The sequence below is a fragment of the Kitasatospora sp. HPM-01-4 genome (genome assembly GCF_051374625.1).
In the GTDB taxonomy this organism is placed as follows: Bacteria; Actinomycetota; Actinomycetes; order Streptomycetales; family Streptomycetaceae; genus Kitasatospora.
On record NZ_JBPQGP010000005.1, the window covers coordinates 1,112,195 to 1,131,527 of the forward strand.

General features: G+C 71.1%; 21 protein-coding genes, 1 tRNA gene and 2 pseudogenes. 11 read left to right on the top strand and 13 right to left on the bottom strand.

All coding sequences use genetic code 11. The features are described from left to right. Positions 1–72 precede the first annotated feature (72 nt). A complete protein-coding gene (locus tag ACSMTC_RS04595; protein WP_436558349.1) occupies positions 73–348 on the bottom strand; it encodes a helix-turn-helix domain-containing protein in 276 nt (91 codons plus the stop codon). A gap of 87 nt (positions 349–435) precedes the next feature. Between ACSMTC_RS04595 and map the strand changes: the two genes are divergently transcribed. After that, positions 436–1,203, top strand: coding sequence for a type I methionyl aminopeptidase (gene map, locus ACSMTC_RS04600; protein ID WP_436558350.1), 768 nt, complete (start codon positions 436–438; stop codon positions 1,201–1,203). 30 nt (positions 1,204–1,233) lie between these two features. Here map and ACSMTC_RS04605 read toward each other — a convergent pair whose 3' ends face one another. Then, the gene (locus tag ACSMTC_RS04605; protein WP_436558351.1) at positions 1,234–1,629 is read right to left on the bottom strand and encodes a tautomerase family protein; all 396 of its coding nucleotides are present in this window, start codon (positions 1,627–1,629) and stop codon (positions 1,234–1,236) included. Between the two features lie 152 nt (positions 1,630–1,781). Here ACSMTC_RS04605 and ACSMTC_RS04610 point away from each other — a divergent pair, with 152 nt between their 5' ends. Next, positions 1,782–2,255, top strand: coding sequence for a winged helix-turn-helix transcriptional regulator (locus ACSMTC_RS04610; protein WP_436558352.1), 474 nt, complete (start codon positions 1,782–1,784; stop codon positions 2,253–2,255). Positions 2,256–2,560: 305 nt separating this feature from the next. On the opposite strand, the gene ACSMTC_RS04615 is transcribed toward ACSMTC_RS04610, so the two are convergent. Both ACSMTC_RS04615 and ACSMTC_RS04620 read right to left on the bottom strand, forming a co-directional pair. Further along, positions 2,561–3,418, bottom strand: coding sequence for an alpha/beta fold hydrolase (locus tag ACSMTC_RS04615; protein ID WP_436558353.1), 858 nt, complete (start codon positions 3,416–3,418; stop codon positions 2,561–2,563). Positions 3,419–3,585: 167 nt separating this feature from the next. After that, positions 3,586–3,741, bottom strand: coding sequence for a hypothetical protein (locus ACSMTC_RS04620; protein WP_436558354.1), 156 nt, complete (start codon positions 3,739–3,741; stop codon positions 3,586–3,588). Positions 3,742–4,128: 387 nt separating this feature from the next. On the opposite strand from ACSMTC_RS04620, the gene ACSMTC_RS04625 reads away from it, so the two are divergent. Then, a complete protein-coding gene (locus ACSMTC_RS04625; protein WP_436558355.1) occupies positions 4,129–4,716 on the top strand; it encodes a GNAT family N-acetyltransferase in 588 nt (195 codons plus the stop codon). On the opposite strand, the pseudogene ACSMTC_RS04630 reads toward ACSMTC_RS04625, so the two are convergent. The 3 genes and pseudogenes from ACSMTC_RS04630 to ACSMTC_RS04640 form a co-directional block, all read right to left on the bottom strand. Beyond that, positions 4,717–4,887 (bottom strand): annotated as a pseudogene (locus ACSMTC_RS04630) (transposase); the annotation flags it as partial. Between the two features lie 127 nt (positions 4,888–5,014). Then, the gene (locus ACSMTC_RS04635) at positions 5,015–5,248 is read right to left on the bottom strand and encodes a helix-turn-helix domain-containing protein (RefSeq protein WP_436558356.1); all 234 of its coding nucleotides are present in this window, start codon (positions 5,246–5,248) and stop codon (positions 5,015–5,017) included. Continuing rightward, a complete protein-coding gene (locus ACSMTC_RS04640; RefSeq protein ID WP_436558357.1) occupies positions 5,248–5,835 on the bottom strand; it encodes a DUF2975 domain-containing protein in 588 nt (195 codons plus the stop codon). Before ACSMTC_RS04640 ends, ACSMTC_RS04635 begins: the two co-directional genes overlap by 1 nt. A gap of 243 nt (positions 5,836–6,078) precedes the next feature. On the opposite strand from ACSMTC_RS04640, the gene ACSMTC_RS04645 reads away from it, so the two are divergent. After that, positions 6,079–6,152, top strand: a tRNA-Met gene (locus tag ACSMTC_RS04645). A gap of 261 nt (positions 6,153–6,413) precedes the next feature. On the opposite strand, the gene ACSMTC_RS04650 is transcribed toward ACSMTC_RS04645, so the two are convergent. Then, a complete protein-coding gene (locus ACSMTC_RS04650; protein WP_436558358.1) occupies positions 6,414–6,788 on the bottom strand; it encodes a cupin domain-containing protein in 375 nt (124 codons plus the stop codon). A 119-nt stretch (positions 6,789–6,907) separates the two neighbouring features. Here ACSMTC_RS04650 and ACSMTC_RS04655 point away from each other — a divergent pair, with 119 nt between their 5' ends. Next, a complete protein-coding gene (locus ACSMTC_RS04655; RefSeq protein WP_436558359.1) occupies positions 6,908–7,405 on the top strand; it encodes a MarR family winged helix-turn-helix transcriptional regulator in 498 nt (165 codons plus the stop codon). Between the two features lie 39 nt (positions 7,406–7,444). Here ACSMTC_RS04655 and ACSMTC_RS04660 read toward each other — a convergent pair whose 3' ends face one another. After that, positions 7,445–8,332, bottom strand: a complete 888-nt coding sequence (locus ACSMTC_RS04660; protein WP_436558360.1) for a LysR family transcriptional regulator — start codon at positions 8,330–8,332, stop codon at positions 7,445–7,447. A gap of 183 nt (positions 8,333–8,515) precedes the next feature. Between ACSMTC_RS04660 and ACSMTC_RS04665 the strand changes: the two genes are divergently transcribed. Further along, positions 8,516–8,980 carry a hypothetical protein gene (locus ACSMTC_RS04665; protein WP_436558361.1) on the top strand — a complete coding sequence of 155 codons (465 nt, stop codon included), beginning with the start codon at positions 8,516–8,518 and terminating at the stop codon, positions 8,978–8,980. Positions 8,981–9,337: 357 nt separating this feature from the next. Here the strand turns inward: ACSMTC_RS04665 and ACSMTC_RS04670 are convergent, their stop codons facing one another. The 3 genes from ACSMTC_RS04670 to ACSMTC_RS04680 all read right to left on the bottom strand — a co-directional run bounded on the left by ACSMTC_RS04670 (position 9,338) and on the right by ACSMTC_RS04680 (position 12,624). Continuing rightward, positions 9,338–10,672, bottom strand: coding sequence for an MFS transporter (locus ACSMTC_RS04670; RefSeq protein ID WP_436558362.1), 1,335 nt, complete (start codon positions 10,670–10,672; stop codon positions 9,338–9,340). 370 nt (positions 10,673–11,042) lie between these two features. After that, complete coding sequence (locus ACSMTC_RS04675; protein WP_436558363.1) at positions 11,043–11,894, bottom strand: GNAT family N-acetyltransferase; 852 nt, start codon at positions 11,892–11,894, stop codon at positions 11,043–11,045. A 127-nt stretch (positions 11,895–12,021) separates the two neighbouring features. Further along, positions 12,022–12,624 carry a hypothetical protein gene (locus ACSMTC_RS04680; RefSeq protein ID WP_436558364.1) on the bottom strand — a complete coding sequence of 201 codons (603 nt, stop codon included), beginning with the start codon at positions 12,622–12,624 and terminating at the stop codon, positions 12,022–12,024. 239 nt (positions 12,625–12,863) lie between these two features. Here ACSMTC_RS04680 and ACSMTC_RS04685 point away from each other — a divergent pair, with 239 nt between their 5' ends. After that, positions 12,864–13,298, top strand: a complete 435-nt coding sequence (locus tag ACSMTC_RS04685) for a ribosomal maturation YjgA family protein (RefSeq protein WP_436558365.1) — start codon at positions 12,864–12,866, stop codon at positions 13,296–13,298. 59 nt (positions 13,299–13,357) lie between these two features. Continuing rightward, complete coding sequence (locus ACSMTC_RS04690; protein ID WP_436558366.1) at positions 13,358–16,159, top strand: penicillin acylase family protein; 2,802 nt, start codon at positions 13,358–13,360, stop codon at positions 16,157–16,159. Positions 16,160–16,215: 56 nt separating this feature from the next. Here the strand turns inward: ACSMTC_RS04690 and ACSMTC_RS04695 are convergent, their stop codons facing one another. After that, positions 16,216–16,974: a TIGR00266 family protein gene (locus ACSMTC_RS04695; RefSeq protein WP_436558367.1), complete on the bottom strand. Its 759-nt coding sequence runs from the start codon at positions 16,972–16,974 to the stop codon at positions 16,216–16,218. Between the two features lie 263 nt (positions 16,975–17,237). On the opposite strand from ACSMTC_RS04695, the pseudogene ACSMTC_RS04700 reads away from it, so the two are divergent. The 3 genes and pseudogenes from ACSMTC_RS04700 to ACSMTC_RS04710 form a co-directional block, all read left to right on the top strand. Next, positions 17,238–17,933 (top strand): annotated as a pseudogene (locus tag ACSMTC_RS04700) (glycosyltransferase family 2 protein); the annotation flags it as partial. Further along, on the top strand, positions 17,907–18,602 hold the full coding sequence (locus ACSMTC_RS04705) for a TIGR04282 family arsenosugar biosynthesis glycosyltransferase (protein WP_436564593.1): 696 nt from the start codon (positions 17,907–17,909) through the stop codon (positions 18,600–18,602). The pseudogene ACSMTC_RS04700 and the gene ACSMTC_RS04705, both read left to right, overlap by 27 nt. After that, positions 18,599–19,315, top strand: coding sequence for a class I SAM-dependent methyltransferase (locus tag ACSMTC_RS04710; protein WP_436558368.1), 717 nt, complete (start codon positions 18,599–18,601; stop codon positions 19,313–19,315). Before ACSMTC_RS04705 ends, ACSMTC_RS04710 begins: the two co-directional genes overlap by 4 nt. Positions 19,316–19,333 lie beyond the last annotated feature (18 nt).

Consider the following 19,333-nt stretch of genomic DNA (forward strand, 5'->3'; position numbering starts at 1 on the left):
GACCGGAAATCCACCGGCCAGGGCCTTGGACCGGCCGGCAACAGGGCCAGCGGCCTCGCGTGCCGGCCGGTCTTAAGCCGAGAGCTGTTCGGCGCCGTCCTGGCCCTCCGGCGCGCACAGCCGCACCAGGTCGTCCAGGGAGAGACCGAGTGCCCCGGCCAGAGCCGCCACGGTGAAGAAGGCGGGAGTCGGGGCCCGGCCGGTCTCGATCTTGCGGAGGGTCTCGGCCGACAGGCCCGCCGCAGCGGCGATCTGAACCATGCTCCGCTCGCCACGGGCCTGCCGGAGCAGAGCACCGAGGCGTTCGCCGCGTTCGCGCTCGAAGGGAGTGAGAGGGGTGCGCACCATGGACGTGATACTAATACCGGTATAAGAATTGGCACACCGCGGGTCGGCCGCGGGTGCCGTACGGCTCTGCTGGGGAGGCTGCCGGACATGGTGGAGATCAAGACTGACGCGGCGTTGGACGCGATGCGGGAGGCCGGGCGGGTGGTCGCCGACGCGCTCGACGCGGTACGCCGCGCGGCGGCGGTCCGGGTGTCGCTCCGCGAACTGGACCAGGTGGCCAGGGAGGTCCTGCGCGAGGCCGGGGCCGACTCGCCGTTCCTGGGTTACCGTCCCGGCTTCGCCGACACCCCGTTCCCCGCGGTGATCTGCGCCTCGGTCAACGACGCCGTGGTGCACGGCATACCGACCGACTACCGACTGCGCGACGGCGACCTGGTCAGCATCGACTGCGGGGCGAAGCTCGGCGGCTGGGCCGGCGACGCGGCCGTCAGCTTCGTCGTCGGCACGCCCGACCCGGCCGACCTGGCGCTCATCGAGACCACCGAGCGCGCCCTCGCGGCAGGCATCGCGGCGGCCGTGGTCGGCGCCCGGATCGGCGACATCTCCCACGCCGTCGGCAGCGTCGGCCGCGCGGCCGGCTACGGAATCCCCGCCGACTTCGGCGGCCACGGCGTGGGCCGCGGCATGCACGAGGACCCGCACATCCCCAACGACGGGCGCCCCGGACGCGGCATGGTCCTGCGGCACGGCATGGTCCTCGCGATCGAGCCGATGTTCCTCGCCGGCGGCCAGGACCACTACCGCACCGCCCCTGACGGCTGGACCCTGCTCACCCCCGACGGCAGCCGGGCCGCCCACGCCGAGCACACCGTCGCCGTCACGGAGGACGGGCCGCGCATCCTGACCCTGCCGTGACCCGACCGGCCGCACAGCCGCCGCCCGGGATCAGCTCATCCGCTGTTCCAGGTCGAGCAGTTGGGCCTCACCCCGGCCGGCGGACCAGTCCGCCGAACCGTTCTCGGTCAGCACCACCAGAACGTCCTCGGACCGGACTCCGGCCTTGCCCGCCTCCTCGGCGATCCGCCGGTACAGGGCGCGCTTGGTCTCCTCCGGGCGCCCCCGGCGCAGCGTGATCTCCACGCAGACGACATCGCGCCGGTCGACGCCGAGGTACTCGGGATCGAAGAACAGCTGCTCGGCGGGCACGGCCTGGACGATCTGGAAGCGGTCCTGCTCCGGGATACCGACGGCATCGACCAGCGCGCGGTGCACCGCCGCCGCGATCCGTGGCCGCTGCTCGGCGGGCCGGTCGGAGCTGAGGGTGATGCGGACGAGGGGCATGGCACATACCTCCTGACGGCGGCCGGCGCCCGGCCGGACCGATGACCGGCCGTCCACGGGTCGGACGGTCGGGTTCCTGATGGATGGTCAGCAGTCTACGCAGCTGACTTCCAGATCGAAAGCCAGCATCCGCGGGCGGCTACAGTGGACCTGTGGAGTGGGGTGAACAGGACGTCAGCAACTGCGGCATCGGCCGCGCGCTGGAAGTGGTGGGACGACCATGGGCGCTCCTGGTCGTCCGGGAGGTCTCACGCGGCCTGGAGCGTTTCGACGAGATCCAGCGCCATCTGTCAGTCTCGGCCGCGGTGTTGAGCCGGCGGCTGGACGAGTTGGTGGAGGCCCGGCTGCTGGAGCGCTTCCCGTACCAGGAGACAGGCCGGCGCACCCGCTTCGGCTACCGGCTGACCCCGCGCGGCACCGAGCTGTACCCGATCCTGCTCTCACTCAAGGAGTGGGGCGACCGCCACCGGGGAGACCCGGCCGGCCCGGCCACCAGGCACCGGCACGCGGACTGCGGCGCGGACGTCCGTCTCGCCCTGGTCTGCGAGCGCGGACACCCGGTGACGGGCCTGGCCGAGGTGGAACTGGTCCACGGCCCCGGCGCCCGGCCGCTGCCCCGGCCGTAGCGCCGAGGGCAGTCCGGGATAGCGACGAACCCGCCCAGGAGCAGCTGACGCGCTCGTGAGCCCGGGACACGGAATGAGCGTGACCGGGCCACAAGGGGCACTCCCCCGTCGCCCCGGGCCAGCGACATGCCGCAGCCCGGCGCTCCGGCCGGACGGGGTGCGAGCCAGTCAATGCGCCGGACTGGCCGGGGACTTGACCACACTGGGGCTGGGCGCACGGCGACCATGCAGCCCCGGCCAAGTGCTCGGCCGGGGCTGACGCCGCACCTAGGGGATCAGCAGTTGCGGGAGAATTCGAGGGTTCCCTATTTCCGGCTGTAGTCCTTGACGGCGTCGACGATCAGATTCTTGACCGCCTCCGGCTGGGAGACGAGGGACACGTGCGAGGAGTCGATCTCCACCGTCTTGCGGGCATTCGCCCGCTTCGCTTCGAATCGCTCCAGACTCGGATTGATCGCCTGGTCCTTCTTGCCGACAAGGACGTAAACGGGCTTGCTCCGCCACGCGGCACCGGTGAGCTTGTCCGTGAACGCCGACAGCGCGATCGGCCGCTGTGCGGCTGTCAGAATGTCGGTCCGACTCGTGGGCAGGTCCCCGGCGAAGACCAGGTGCAGTCTGTCCGGCTGTACATACACGTCCGTGCCGGTGGTGCCGTCGCCATTGCGGAAGGGCACCTGCTTCAAAGACTTGGTGAGTTCGGGTGGAGCGAACTTCGCCGAGAGGCTGGAGAACGACTCTCCCACATCGGGCATGATCGCGTTGATGTAGACGAGGGCCTTGACGTTGTCGTTTCCAACGGCAGCCTGCGAGATCACCTCTCCGCCGTAGGAATGACCAACCAGAATGATCGGTGCCTTGACGGACTTCAGGAAACTCGCCAGGTAGGTCGAGTCCTGGGGAATGCCACGGAGGGGGTTGGCCGGTGCGACCACCATGTAGCCGTTCTTCTGGAGCCGTTCCATGACGCCGTTCCAGCTGGAGGCGTCGGCGAAGGCACCGTGTACGAGCACGATGGTGGGCTTCTCCCTGCCGGGATCACCGCTCGGACCACCGGCCTGCGCCGTTACGGCCGCCAGGGCCGAGGTGGTTCCCGACAGCGCTATGAATGCCGCAGCCCAACGGACGATGTTCAAGTTGCGGCGCGACTTGCACGATATTCGCATGCCACTCCTTCGGCGCGAGGGCGTCAGGCGACACCCGGGATTCCAGAGTCGAGGACACCGGTCGGCTCGTCCCCGCGTACGGGCCGTCCGAGTGAACGCACCCCGGAGGCCTGAAGTCCTCCACTCTCCAGAGCACCCTCGACCAGGACCGACGCGCACGGTTTGCATCACTCATCCCCCGCACACACCCGGAGTGAGTCCGCCGCGTCGCTCACCAGCATCCGGGCACCTTCCAGGACGGTGCATCCGTCAGGCAGGAAGGCATCATCGAGGAGGCCGAGCAGCTTCGTCACGCCGTCCCGATCAAGGACGTCGACCTCCATGACTACGACGCGGTCTACTACCCGGGAGGCCACGGCCCGATGGAGGACCTCTGGTGAGCATGATCGTAGCCAGGGGGCCGGAGGACGCCGGATTCTGTCCGGTGTACAGGTTGCGGTCAACCACCGCAAGAACCTCTCGTAGCTTCACGCACCGACCCGGATGGGCGGACCGAGCACTCGTCACAGCTGACTGAGTCCGCCGCCGTCCCCACCCCTGCAGACGGAGCACCTACCGACACAGCCGGCTTCAGGTTCGCCTCTGCCGTACCGGCGAACCTGTGCGGTCACAGCACCAGTCGGGAGCGCGGGTCAGTAACGTGGCTCGGTCCAGGCCGGCGCTGGGGTGGAGGGCCTGCGCTGGGGCTCGGTCTGGTTAGGCTGCCGGGCATGAATACGGCCATGACCCGCAGCGGAACCGGTGAGCCCGTCATCCTTGACGCGACCGGGCTGACGTCCGATCCGGACCTTTGGGCCCGGTTTGCGGAGTCGGCCCATCAGATCCTGGCAGACCTGGTCCGTGGAGGTGCCGCACTCGGCTGGGTGGAACCTCCCTCGCCCGTTGAGGTGGCGGAGTTCCTCGACCACGTCCTCTCCTCGGTGCACGCCGGTGATGCGGCTCTGCGTGTCGCATACGTGGACCGTCGGCTGGTCGGGCTGGGGTACTGGCTGCGCTACGCGCGACCGACCCATCGTCCGCACGCCGATCTGGAGAAGATCGCGGTGGATGCTTCCGCTCATGGGCGTGGCATCGGTCGGGCACTCACCGCCGGCTTGATCGCTGACGCCGGGCGGGCGGGAATCGAGGTCCTGACCCTGGACGCCCGTGGCGACAACAGCAATGCCCTGCACCTCTACCGGTCGCTGGGCTTCAGCGAATACGGCCGTCTGCCCGACTTCGTCGCCGTCGGCACCCGCCGCTTCGACAAGGTCTTCTACATGCTGGACCTCCGCCCGGAGCGGCGACCCCACGCATGATCGCCACTCGCCGCGGGTGCCGTCCTCGCCGCGCAGGAGGAGCTGGCGGTCGTTCTGGCAGGTCATGATCTGTCCGAAGACGGGTCCGACGATGGCTTTGCGGCGGCGGTAGGCGGCCCGCCCGCGCTTGGTCCTCAGCTTACGGGCCATCCGTTCTTTCAGCGTGGCGTCGCCTCCATGCTGTTCGCCACCTGCCACAACCTCCACAGAATCTTCCGACACACCGGAACCAGCGCACGACCGACCGATCCCATCGACCACAGCCAGCTGGCCGTTTGCCCGTTACCGACTCACGCTCCTAGGCCGACTCGGCGGGGTCATGGGTGATCAGGTCTCCTGGCTGGCACTGGAGGACATCGCAGATCCTCGACAGGGTCGAGAAGCGGATGGCCTTGGCCCGCCCGTTCTTGAGCACGGACAGATTGACGACGGTGATGCCCACCTGCGCGGACAGTTCGGTGAGCGTCATGCCGCGCTCGGCGAGGAGCCGGTCGAGGTGGATCCGGATCGCATGGAGTTCCTCTTCGGGCATCAGATGGTCCCTTCGAGGTCCTCTCGCATTCGCACGCCGTCGCGCATGATCTTCCCCATTATCACTGCGGCGAGGCCGGCGAGGATGAGCACCTGCGGCCCGGCGACCGTCGGCCCAGAACCCGCGACCGGTGCCATGCTCCCGACGAGCCAGGACTGCGACCAGCCGACGACGAGGCCGGCCAGCGGCGTACCAACGGCGACGAACCAGCCGAGAACGGAGAGCCGTTGCGACACCGCGTCGGTGAACGGCCCCTGCAGCAAGACGGCCTTCAGCACCCGGGAGAAGAGCAGCAGCGCAAGGGAGCCGAACAGCAGCCAGGGCAGTTCGCCCCCGAGGTCGGCGGCGCGCTGGCCCGCGGAAGGGTTGTCCTGGCAAAGGCGCATGGCACTGCTGGACGCCTCCAAACCCTTGCGCATTGGCAGGCTCTCCGGCGCCAGTGTGGCATTGCGCCAGAAGTCCGTCTGCACACAGACCGCCCCGCTGTCGAGCATGTGCGTGCCCGCCTTCCCGATGAAGGCGAGCCCGCAGAGCACCGCCAGTGCAAAAGTCACCGAGGCCAGGATCCTCGTGAGTCGCGTGTTCACCGCATACCTCCCCATCGATTATCGATATGCCTAGACTAGAGGAGCATATCGATAATCGACAAGTCAGTGGCCACCGGTGAGGACGCCCCGGCGGACTGGGAGACCGGCTTCCACCTGGGATCGGCCGCCGTGAGCGCTCGGACCTCCCCGCGACCAAGTGGCCGCGAAGCCCATCCGACGAACGCGCACCGCGAAAGACGGTAGGGAGCGCTCCACCTGATGCCGTAGAATAAGGATCACCGACGCGGGGTGGAGCAGCTCGGTAGCTCGCTGGGCTCATAACCCAGAGGTCGCAGGTTCAAATCCTGTCCCCGCTACGAACGTGAAGGCCCGGCTTCCGCCGGGCCTTCACTGTGTCCGGAGCCGTGCGGCTCACCCCCTGCGCCAGCCCCCGCCACCAGGCCTGCCGGCCCATCGGCCCCACCGGAAGCCGGGCGCCGCGCTTCGACCCCGACCCGCGCCGGCTTCCGGCCGGTCACCGCTGCCGTGATCGCTGAACCGACTGGAAGACCCCCGCTGGCGCGGTAATCGGCAGCGACCCCTGGCCCGGCGCCGCCGGTCACCCCGGGCATGTCAGTTCACTGGGCCCACGGCGGGGGGAAAGTCGCGTCGCCGACCGTGGCCTTCATTCCGGCCGAGGTCACCGCGGTGAGTGTGGCCGGGCTCTCGGTGCAGGTGTTGCGGATCTGCAGCTGCGCACCGGCGGGGACGGTGATCGCGTCACCGTCCCCCGCGTTGACCTCCACTCCTGCGACGGTGGCCGAGACCTTGCCGCTGACGACCACGAAGACTTCTTCGCGGTCCATCGAGTGCGCCTCGCTGGCCGCCCCCGGGGCGATCTCCAGCGCCCAGATCGCGAGTTCCACGCTCCCACGGGAGGGCACGGCCAGTGGGCGGAAGGTGAAGCCGTCGCGGTCGAACACCTTGGCGCCGGCGATGGTCGACAAGGGCATGAATTCCTCCAGAAGTAGTCAACTGGACTGACTTGTTTGACGATAGGTCAGGCCACCAAAAAGGTCAACCAAACTGACTATGATGGTCGAACACGCCTCACCCGCCCAGGAGGGACGCCATGCAGAGCCACACTGCCCCAGCCGCCGGTAGCGCGGACCGCAGACCTGGCGAGGTACCGCTGATGCTCGCGATGACCTTCCGCGCCATGACCGACCATCTGCACGCCCGACTGGCCGAGTCGGGGCGCGAGCCCCTCCGCCCCGCCCACGGCTACGCGTTCCGCTACCTCGCCGACCACCCGGGAGCCACGACGGTCGACCTCGCGTCCCACCTCGGCGTGACCAAACAATCCACATCCAAGACCGTCGCCGAACTCGCCGACTGGGGCTACCTCCAACGCCACCCCCACCCCACCGACCGGCGCGCGCAGATCCTGCAACTGACCGACCGAGGACAGGAATACCTCAGACTCGCCGACCAGCTGTGGAGCGAGACCGAGCAGCGATGGGCCGAACTCATCGGCATCGACCGCCTCGACGCCATCCACCACGACCTACGCACCTACCTGGACCACCTGCCCGGCAGCCACCCCGCCGGCCTCCGGCCGGTCTGGTGAACCACCACGCGACGCCGCAGGCCCTATTGCCGGTCGGTCTCAGTTCGGGAAGGAGGGCTGGACCGCGCCGACGAAGGCACGGACCCGGGCGGTCTCCCCGGACCGGAGCCAGACGAGCCCCCATTCCAGAGTCGGCGCGTCGGCCACCGGGACGTAGACGAGGTCGGGGCGCGGCACGCGGCGGGCCACGTGCTCGGCCACCAGGGCCAGCCCTTGCCCGACCGAAGCGAACGCGAGTGCCTCCAGCAGGGTCTCCGCCGAAGGGCCGTGGGGGATCGGCCGGCCGTCGGGCGTCCTGTCCGGTGAGACGGCGGAGGTCCAGTAGTGCGGCGCCGTGGTGCCCGCGATGCGGATGACGGCGTCGCGGGTCAGGTCCGAAAGCTCCACCGACGGCCGGGCGGCGAGCGGGTGCCGGACCGGGACGGCGACCGTGAGCGACTCCTGGAAAGCCGGTGCGCTCGCGACGAGGTCGGGCTCGCGGACCGGCAGCCAGGAGGCGAGGACGTCCGCCTCTCCCTGACGCAGGAGTGCGAAGGGGTCGGTCACCCCGGAGTTGCGGAACTTCATGAACGAGCCCGGGTTGCGGTTCTGGAAGTCGTGGATGGCGGTGCCGAACAGATGGAACGACGACTCGACGGTGCTGAAGGTCAGCGTTCCCGTCAGTCCGCGCCCGGCCTCGATCGCGCGATCGACAGCGGCCCGGATCCGTTCGTGGGCCGGACGGAGCTCGGCTTCCAGACGTCCACCGATGGACGTGAGCGCGACGCCGCGCCCGGAGCGCTCGAACAGCGGCGCCCCGATCCGGCGCTCCAGCTTCTTGATGACCTGGCTGATCCTCGCGGTCGACAGGTGGAGCCGTTCGGCGGTGCGGCCGAAGTGCAGCTCCTCCGCGAGTATCAGGAATGCGTCGAGTTCGAGACGGTCCATGGCATTCCCCCCTTGGACGAGGCGCGTTAAGCGGGGCTCAACGCGCCTTTCAGGATCGGGCATTGATACGAGTCTCTCCCTGGTGGATCGTGAATTGTCAGGGGTACGACGGCAGTTCACAAGGCCCGAGCGTGCCGCTCATGCCGACAGGGCATGTCCCGCACCCCGATAAGGGAGCCATCCTTGAAGTTCAGGAACCTGATCGCGGCGGCCGCTGCTGCCGCGTCACTCGCGATGGTCGCCGCCCCGGCCGCCGATGCGGCGTCCGTCTCGCCGCACAGCTTCCCGTACGCCTGCGGCTACGGCGGCCCCGCCAGCAGCTATCGCATCGGCCCCGATACGCGGATCGACCCCGGAACGACCTACTGCGTCATCGGCTATGAACTGGCGATGCAGAACGACGGCAACCTCGTCATCTACAGCGAGAGCGGCGCGCTCTGGAGCAGCGGCACCTGGGGGCACAGCGGTGCCTACGCGAAGTTCCAGCTCGACGGCAACCTGGTCGTCTACCAATCCCCCAACGCGCCGCTGTGGAGCACCAAGACCAACGGCCACCAGAACGCGACGCTCGAATTCACCAACAGCTCCGGCGGCGATCTGATCGTCCGGGACGCCAACGGCGGAATGCTCTGGGACCGCTACATGTGAGCGGCTCCCGCCCCGGACGGCGGGAGCGACACCGTCCGGTCCTCCGGCGGCTGATGTCCACCACCTACCGCGTGCCCTGCGGCCGGTGATCGGGAAGCCACACTGCGCGTGTGGTGGAGCCGATCACCGGCCGCCCGTGTTTTCGGCTCTCTCGGTGACGGTTGAACGTCCTGGCGTTGCTCTTCCGCGTTCTCGGCTTCCGGCCTTCTTCACTTCGGCCGGGGCCTGGCGGTACATGGCGGTCTGGTTCGTGGTCACGTTCAGCCCGTTCTGCGGGAGTGCGCGCGCAGCCCACCAGGACGCCGGGCCGCCACCGGGCGGTGGGCCGCGCAGGACCCCAGGCCTGAGCCGCCGGGTTCAGCCGTTCTGGCGCTGCAGCCGGGCCGGCAGCAGCGCGGCCACCGCGGCGGCGGCCAGCACCAGCGAGAGCGCGGACACCAGCATCGAGAGGTGCATGCCGGCGATGAAGCCCGACCCGCCGGCCGCCAGGGCGCCGAAGACCGCCACCCCGATGGCGCCGCCGATCTGCCGGGCGGAGTTGAGGATGCCCGAGGCCAGGCCGGCCCGTTCGTGGTCCACCGCCTCCAGCATCGCGGTGGTCAGCGGCGGCACCGCGAGCCCACCGCCGATGCCCAGCGGCACCAGCAGCAGCAGCACCAGGGCGAGCGCGGTCTGCTTGCCGACCACCAGCAGCGCCAGCAGGCCGGCGGCCTGGATCAGCACGCCGATGAGCATCGGCAGTCGCGGCCCGTACCGGTTGGTCATCCGCCCGGCGGTCACATTGACCACGGTGGTGAAGGCGGTCATCGGCACGAACATCAGGCCGGCGCTCAACGGCGAGGCGCCGCGCAGCTGTTGGAAGTAGAGAGTGAGCACGAAGACGAAGCCGTAGTAGCCGAAGTTGAGCGCGAAGCCGGTGAAGGTGCAGACCGCCACGGAGCGGTCGCGGAACAGGTTGAGCGGTACCGCCGGGCGCTCCTGCCGGCTCTCGATCAGCACGAACGACACCGCACTGACCACGAAGACCGCGAGCGCGACCAGCGTGCCGACGGCACCCCAGCCGTGCGCGCCGCCGTTGATCACCGCGAAGACCAGCGCCGCCAGGGCCGCCACGGCGGTGAACTGGCCGCCGAGGTCAAGGGAGGCGGTGCCGGGACGCGAGCGCGGCGCCTTGACCAGCCCGGCCAGTGCGGCGATCCCGACCGGCAGGTTGATGAAGAAGATCCACCGCCAGCCGAGACCGTCGGTCAGCGCACCGCCGACCACCGGCCCGGCGGCGACCGCGACACCGCCGCCGGCGGTCCACAGCGCGATGCCGCGGGCCCGGCCGGCCGGGTCGCTGTGGGCCTGCCGGACCAGCGAGAGCGAGGCCGGAAGCATCACGGCCGCCGCCGCACCCTGCACCGCACGGGCGGCGATCAGGGTGCCCAGGTTCGGCGCGAAGCCGCAGAACGCGGACATCAGGGTGAACATGGCCAGCCCGCCGCCGAAGGCCCGGGAGGCGCCTATCCGGTCGGACACCGAGCCGGCCGAGAGCAACAGGGCGGCGAAGACCAGCGTGTAGGCGTCCACCACCCACTGCAGCCCGGACACCTGGTTGCCCCACTGCCGGCCGATGGCCGGCAGCGCCACATTGACCACCGTGGTGTCGAGCGTGATGATGAAGAACCCCAGGCAGGCGACCGCGACCACTAACGGGCCGGTGGCACCCGAGGGTTGAGGGGCGGACGGGCCGCTGCCCACCTGGTCGTTCCGCGAGGTTCCTGATTGTGTCGTCCGGTCCATGATGCCCTTTCAGCGGTCGCTCGCCGCTGCTCGTGGTCGTTCGTCCGTCCCGCGTCCGACGCGTGGAGTTCTCCGTCCACTCAGCTGCGGGTTTCCGGTCTCCGTGTTCCAACCAGGCAAGATATCCCAGCACTTCGCGTAACTGACGATCAGTCAGGAATTTTGTCCATGCCTTGACCCAGGGGGTATGGCCGCGGCCTTCCCGACGACCGGTGGCCACGCGATCACCACATCGGCCGGCAGGTTCCCGGGCCGGCGGTGCGAGGAAGACCGACCGTCATCCGGCGGTGACGGTGTGGTGCCAGACGTGCCAGGGGCGCGCGTCGCCGCGGTGCCCGGTGCGGAGGAAGGCCGCGCGCATCGGGTGGTTCTCCACGTCCGTGTCGGACAGCATGCCGCCAAACCCCCGTCGGCGCGCGGCAAGTTGGGCCGCACGCAGCAGGTCGTCGACATAACCGCGGCCCCGGTGCTCCGGCAGGACGCCGATGTGGACGATGGTGGCGATGCCCTCCTCGTCGAAGGCACTGACGGCGACGGCGCCGACCGTCCGCCCCTGCGAGTTCTCGGCCACCAGCCAGGAGGTGCCGTCCTCGGCCGGGTCGTACAGCTCCATCAGCGCGGTGACGTCCTGGCCGTGGGCCCGGTCGGCGCGGTCCAGGGTGCCGGCCTGGCAGGCGGCCAGCACCTCGGCGAAGCGGGTCGCACCCATCTCGGTCAGCGGGCGGGTCGTGAGGTGTTCCGGCGCGGGGAGGGGCTCTCCCTCGTCGGTCCACAGGTACCCCTGCTTCTCCTGGAACAGCGTGAACCCGCACTCCCGGGCGAGGGCGAGGCGCTCCGGGAGGTGCGGGTGGACCTCGGCGTGGGTGCGCAGGTCCAGGGTCTCGCCCGGTGCGAGGGAGCCGACGGCGGCACGCAGTACCGCGCGGGCGGCGTCCAGGCGGTCCGTCTGCCACCACAGGCCCACGAGCACGCGGGCACCCGGGGTGGAGGCGAAGACCTCGGGGACGGTGTCGACGGCGACGCGGCCGACGACCTCCGTCCCCTCCTCCGCGACCCAGCAGGCCGAAGGCGGGTTCTCAAGGTGCGCGTACCCGTTGGTCACGGCGGGGTCGGCGGAGCGGACAATCATGTACGGCGGAGCCTTTCGGGAAGGGGTCGGACCTCGCATCAGCGTACGAGGACGGCTGCACCGGCCCGAAGCCGGTGCTGCTTCCGACACGCGCACCACACGGTGCCTTCCGGCGGCTCCGACCGGATCAGGCCTTGATCAGGAACCAGCCCCCGAGGCCGCTGCACATGCTCGCGATGTAGGTGCCGGTGCGGAATCCGGCCGGCACGGGCTGGTAGGGGCACATGTACTCGCCGGCGCGGGCCAGTTGCTGGAACCACGAACCGATGTTGCCGCAGCCGGAGTTCATGTGCCCGGTGAGCACGTAGCCGGGCGGGATCGGCGAACCCGCACAGGTCCACTGGCCGTTGCGGGCCAGCTGCAGGTACCAGGCGTCGATACCGCTGCAGCCGACGGCGTTGTGGAGGGTGATCACGTAGCCGGGCGGGATCGGCGAGGTGGCGCAGGTCCAGATCCCGTCCCGCACGGGCTGCAGCAGCCAGGAGCCGGCGCCGTTGCACCCGTTCGGCGCACGGCCGGTGACCACGTAACCCGGCGGTATCGGCGTGCCGGGGCAGACCCACCCGGGGGCCGCGTGGGTGGTGGCGGCCGGCGCCGCACTGGCCGCGCCGGCGGCCGTGCCGGTGAGGACGGCCACCAGCAGCGCGATCACACCCACCGCCGCGGCGAGCCGGCTCCGGACCATCGCCGCCAATGAACGGCCGAGCAACTGGCGATACTTGATGTTCACTTCACACCGGTCCAATCGACGGGTCCACGAAGCGCCGGACGACGGCCGTACGGCGCCGGACTGTGGAGCTGGAATGACCCTAGTGGGAACCGATACCTCCGTTCATCACAGAAGGGACACATCACCAACCTGGCCGGAAACCGATATGAGGGACCGTCAGTCGTCGACCGCTCCTGCCGGAGCGTGTCCCTCCGCCTCCCCGGGACGGCTGCTACGGCGGGGGTACTACGGTGTCCGGCATGGATGATCTTCCCAAGGACCGCCGCCCGCCCCTGATGACCCGGCTGTCGGCGCTCGTCGCGGCGGTGCTGACCGTCGTGGCGGGTCTGGGCTGCAGGAGCGTACTGCCGGGAGACACCGCCAAGGTCGCCGGTGACGTGCTCTACACCGTGCTGGTGTACACCCTGGTGGTCCTGGCCGCTCCCCGGGTCAGGCCCGCGAAGGCCGCCGCGGTCGCCCTGGCGGTCAGCTGGGCGGTGGAGTTCTTCCAGGCCACCGGGATCCCCGCCGAGTTGTCCCGGCACAGCGTTCTCGCCCGGCTCGTCCTCGGGACGACCTTCAACGGTCCCGACCTGCTCTGGTACGTCGCGGGTGCCGCGTTCGCCTGGCTGGTTCACCGCGCGTCGGGCGCCCTGCGGCGGCCCGGGGTACACAACGGCGCGTCCGGAGTCTAGGCAACCGGCCGGTAGCCGACCTACCGTCAACTCCCCGTATTCCCAACGGAGGAGCTGGCATGCACCGACGCATCCACACGCTCAGACTCCAGGCCGCGTTACTCACCGCGGCTCTCCTGGCGGCGTTCACCCTGGCCGCCGCACCGGCCGCACCGGCGGCCTCCAAGGCCGCGTCCGCCGTGGCGGGCGACCTCTGCGGCGGCCGCTGTCTGGACATCCTGCCGCCGGGCGAGAACGGCAACGCGACACTGGCCGACATCCTCGCCAACCGGGTCTTCGGCACTCGTCCCGGGCACACCGACGACCAGCTGGGGCCGTACGCCAATCTGGCGGCCGCCTACCCCGGGCTGACCGACAGCACCCTGCACTCCTTCTTCAACGACGCCTCCTTCGGCGTACCGGCCGACCAGGTCGCTTCCACCGCCTCACCCCGCCCGGACGTCACCATCGTGCGTGACAAGGCGACCGGGGTCCCGCACATCACCGGAACCACCCGCTACGGCACCGAGTTCGGCGCGGGCTACGCCGCGGCGCAGGACCGGCTCTGGGTGATGGACCTGTTCCGGCACGTCGGCCGTGGGCAGCTGTCCGGCTTCGCGGGCGGCGCGGCGGCCAACCGGCAGCTGGAGCAGAGCTTCTGGCAGGCCGCCCCCTACACCGAGCAGGAACTCCAGCAGCAGATCGACGCGGTCGCCGCCCAGGGCCCGCGCGCCCAGCAGGCACTCGCCGACGCCCGAGCGTACGTCGACGGGATCAACCAGTACATCAACGAGTCGTACCAGGGACGGTACTTCCCGGGTGAGTACGACCTGACCGGCCATGTGGACGCGATCACCAACGCGGGCGGGATCGAGCCGTTCCAGCTGACCGACCTGGTGGCGCTGGCCTCGGTGATCGGCGCGCTGTTCGGCTCCGGCGGTGGCGGTGAACTGGCCTCCGCCCAGGTGAAGCTGGCCGCCGAGGCACGCTACGGCAAGGCCGCCGGGGACGCGGTGTGGAGCTCGCTGCGCGAGGCCGACGACCCCGAGGCGGTGAAGACGCTGCACGACGGGCAGAGCTTCCCGTACGCGCAGCCGCCGGCCGATCCGCAGGGCGTGGCGATGCCCGATCCCGGGTCGGTGGTGCCGGAGCGGATGATCTACGACGCCACCGGCTCGGCGAACCAGAGCACCACCAAGGCGGCCGGCGTACTGCCTGGCAACCTGCTCACCGCCAAGCACGGGATGTCCAACGCCCTGGTGGTGTCCGGCCGTTACACCGACGACGGGCACCCGGTCGCGGTCTTCGGCCCGCAGACCGGCTACTTCGCCCCGCAGCTGCTGATGCTGGAGGAGCTGCAGGGCCCGGGGATCAGCGCACGCGGCGCGGCCTTCGCCGGGCTGAGCTTCTACGTCGAACTCGGCCGCGGCCAGGACTACGCCTGGAGCGCCACCTCGGCCGGGCAGGACATCACCGACACCTACGCCGTCCCGCTGTGCACCACCGACGGCTCCCCCGTGACCCTGGCCAGCAACTCCTACCTCTGGCACGGCCAGTGCCTGCCCTTCGACCGGCTGGCTCAGCACGACGCCTGGAACCCGACCACGGCCGACTCCACCGCGGCGGGCTCGTACACACTGGTGATGTACCGCTCGAACTACGGTCTGGTGACCGCGCGCGGGACGGTCGGCGGCACGCCGGTGGCCTTCACCTCGCTGCGTTCCACCTACCGGCACGAGGTGGACTCCATCATCGGTTTCCAGATGTTCAACGACCCCGGTGCGGTGCACGATCCGGCGAGCTTCCAGCAGGCCGCGCAGCAGATCGGCTACACCTTCAACTGGTTCTACGCCGACGCTCAGCACACGGCGTACTACAACTCGGGCAGCAACCCGGTCCGCGCTCCCGGTGTGGACCCCGGGCTGCCGGTCACGGCCCAGCCCGCCTACGAGTGGGCCGGCTTCGACCCGGCCACCAACACCGCCCGGTACACCCCGCCCTCCGAGCACCCCCAGTCCGTCGACCAGGACTACTACGTCTCCTGGAACAACAAGCAGGCCGACGACTACGCCTCCGCCGGGTTCGGGGACGGCTCGGTGCACCGGGCAAACCTGCTGGACGCCCGGGTCAAGTCCCTGATCAGCAGCGGTGACAAGGTCTCCAGGGTCACCCTGACCCAGGCGATGGAGAGCGCGGCGCTGACCGACCTGCGGGCGGAGGACGTCCTGCCGGACCTGCTGCGGGTGATCGACAGCGCGCCGGTGACCGACCCCGCGCTGGCGGACGCCGTGCAGAAGCTGGCGAACTGGCGGGCCGACGGCGGGCAGCGGAAGGAGACCTCTCCGGGCAGCCACACCTACGCCGACGCGGACGCCGTCCGCACCATGGACGCCTGGTGGCCGCTGCTGGCCGACGGGGTGTTCCGGCCGGGGCTCGGGGACGGGCTGTTCACCGCGCTGACCGGGGCCCTGCAGATCAACGAGTCCCCCTCGGGCGGGCAGACCGGCCCGACCAGCGGCGGAGTGAGCGCCAACGAGTCCATCCCGCACAAGGGTTCGTCCTTCCAGTACGGGTGGTGGAGCTACCTCGACAAGGACCTGCGCCGTGTCCTCGGCGACCAGGTGGCCGGTCCGCTGGCCCAGCCGTACTGCGGCGGCGGCGACCTGACGGCCTGCCGGACGGTGCTGCTCGACACGCTGGGGAGCGCGCTGGCCCAGACTCCCGCCCAGGTCTACCCCGGTGACGCCAACTGCTCGGCGGGCGACCAGTGGTGTGCCGACACCATCATCCAGCGCCCGCTCGGCGGGGTGACCGACGACAAGATCGGCTGGCAGAACCGGCCGACCTACCAGCAGGTGGTGCAGTTCCCCGGCCACCGCTGACAGGCCCGCTGTCCGGGGGCGCCTCGTCGCGGCGAGGCGCCCCCGGACAGCCCGGGTCAGCCGCGCAGCATGCCGCCGACGATGCCGCCGATACCGGCGCCCTCCGCGCCGGCGACGGCGCCGTCCCTGGCCAGGTACGGCTCGAGGGCGTGCGCGAGGCCGGACAGCGGCATGCTCTGCAGCCAGATCCGGCCCGGGCCGGTGAGCGCGACCAGGAAGAGGCCGTCACCACCGAAGATCTTGTTCGCGATGCCCGGCACCCTGGTGATGGAGAACTGCACGGACTCGTCGAACATCCCGACGTGTCCGGGGTGGACCAGCATGGTCTGGCCCGGCGCGAGGGAGTACTCGGTCAGCTCGCCGGAGAGCTCGATCCAGGCGCGGCCCTGGCCCTGCAGCTTCTGGAGCACGAAGCCCTCGCCGCCCCACAGGCCGCCCCGGAAGGACTGCTGCAGCGCCACCGTCGGGGTGATCCCGGGGGTGCCGCAGATCCAGCCGTGCCGGTGCACCATGACGCTCCGGCCCGGAGTGACGTCCACCGGCAGGATGTGGCCCGGGACCTTGGCCGCGAAGGCCACCATGGCGGGGCCGTTCTGCGCCTCGTACTGCGTCAGGAAGATGCCGCCGCCGCTGACCGCGCGCTTGAGCGTGTTCAGCAGACCGCCGCCGCCGGGACCGCCGGTGTTGGTGGTCTGCGACATGTGCAGGTTCGCCGACATCCAGGACAGTTCGCCGTGGTGGGAGATCACCTTCTCCCCCTGGTTCAGCTGGATCTCCAGTACCGGCATCGTGCTGCCCTTGACCACCGCCTGCATCGCGGTTCCTCCCCCGTTCGCCGGGCGGTCCTGTACCGCCCACCGGGAGGTTAGCGCCAGCCCCTTCAAGGATCGTTAAAACGGTTGAAAAGACCGGTAAAGACCCGAGCGGAGCAGTAGTCGGCGATCGGGTGGCTCGGCGGCCTCGCCGTCCGCTCGGCCCGGTCGCCGGGCGCCGCCGCGTACGGCGGCCGTGAGGGCGCGAAGCCGCCGCCGCTCACGTGAGGTCGCGCAACCACTGCCGCCCGGCTCACGCTGGAAGCGTGAACCGCGTGACCACCCCTCTGCCGCCGGCCGTCCCGGCGGCCGCCGTCGACGTGGTGCTGCCCTGCCTGGACGAGGCCGAGGCGCTGCCCTGGGTGCTCGGCCGGATCCCGTACGGCTGGCGCGCGATCGTGGTGGACAACGGCTCCACGGACGGCTCCGCCGAGCTGGCCCGTTCGCTGGGCGCGACGGTCGTCCACGAGCCGCGTCGGGGCTTCGGCGCGGCCTGCCACGCCGGTCTGCTGGCGGCCGGCGCCGAGCTCGTCTGCTTCCTGGACTGCGACGGCTCGCTGGACCCGGCCCAGCTTCCGCGGGTGACCGGGCCGGTGCTGGCGGGCTCGGCCGACCTGGTGCTCGGATGGCGACGCCCCACCTGTGCCCGGTCCTGGCCGCTGCACGCCCGGCTCGCCAACGCCGAGCTGGCCCGGCGCCTGCGGGCCCGCACCGGGGCGCCGCTGCACGATCTCGGCCCGATGCGCGCGGCCAGGCGTGAGCGCCTGCTGGCACTGGGACTCGGCGACCGGCGCTCCGGCTACCCGCTGGAGATGGTGCTCGCCGCGGCGGCGGCCGGGATGCGGATCAGCGAACGCCCGGTGGCGTACCGTCCGCGCGCGGGCCGCTCCAAGGTGACCGGCACCCTGCGCGGCGCCCGGCAGGCCGTCAGGGACATGCGGGCCGTGCTCGCGGCGCCGCCGCCGACCCTGCTGGTGATCGCGAAGGAGCCGGTGCCCGGCCGGGTCAAGACCAGGCTGACCCCGCCCTGTACACCCGAGCAGGCCGCCGCGCTGGCCGAGGCCGCGCTGGCGGACACCCTGCGCACGCTGTCCACCGTCCCGGCCGGGCGCCGGCTGCTGGTCCTGGACGGCGCCCCGGGCCGCTGGCTGCCGCCCGGCTGGGAGGTGGTCCCGCAGTCCGCGGGCGGTCTGGACGTACGGCTGGCGGCGGCCTTCGCCCACGCCGCGCCCGGTGCGCCCGCGCTGCTGGTCGGCATGGACACCCCGCAGGTCACCGCGCGGATGCTGGCCGAACCGCTGTCCGCCGCACGGCGGGCCGGGGTGGACGCCTGGTTCGGACCCGCGGCCGACGGCGGTTTCTGGGCGCTGGGTCTGGCCCGGCCGACGGCCGCGCTGGCACGCCGGCTGCTGGTGGGTGTGCCGATGTCCTGCGATCGGACCGGGGCGGTGCTGCTGGAACGGCTGAACGGTATGACGGTCGGCCGGCTTCCGCCGCTGACGGACGTGGACGGCGTCCGGGACGCCGTCGAGGTCGCCGCACTCGCACCCGGCGGGCGGTTCGCCCGCTGCTGGCGGTCGGTCACGAGCGGGCGGGCCGCACCGGCTCGGGACGGCGGAGCAGGCCGATGACCGGTGCCCGGCCGTGGGTCGACGACCCGTTCGCCGAGGCGATGCGGTCCGGGCGGGGTCCGCTCTGGCTGCGCCGCGCGGACGGCGGGCGGCTGCGGCTGGACGTCGAGCGCTGGTGCGCGCCCGCCGCCGGGGCCGACCACGAGCTGTTGCGGCGCTGTGTCCGGCTCGGCGCCCCGGTGCTCGACCTGGGCTGCGGTGCCGGCCGTCTGGTCGCGGAACTGCTGGCGCTGGGAGTGCCCGCGATGGGGGTGGACGTGACACTGACGGCTGTGGCCCGGACCCTCGGTCTCGGCGGTCCCGCGCTCTGCCGCTCGGTGTTCGACCCGCTGCCCGCCGAGGGTCGCTGGGGCGTGGTCCTGCTCGCCGACGGCAACCTCGGGATCGGCGGCGACCCGGACGCTCTGCTCCGCCGGGTCGCCGAACTCCTGGCACCCGGCGGCCAATTACTGGTCGAGGTGGAGCCGACGGCGGTGGACGAGCGGCTGACCGTGCGGGTGGAGGGGCCGGACGGCCGGTGCGGCCCGCCCTTCCGGTGGGCGCGGCTCGGCGGTGAGGCGACCGTTCGCAGGGCGGCCCGCGCGGGCCTGGCCGAGCGGGAGCACTGGGCCTCGCACGGCCGGTGCTTCCTGGCGCTCGCCCGGGTTCCGGGTGAGGACGACCGCCCCGGACGGCCGGACTCCCGGCCCGCCGGGCCGCCACCGTCCGCCTGATGGGGGCCGCTCGCCAAC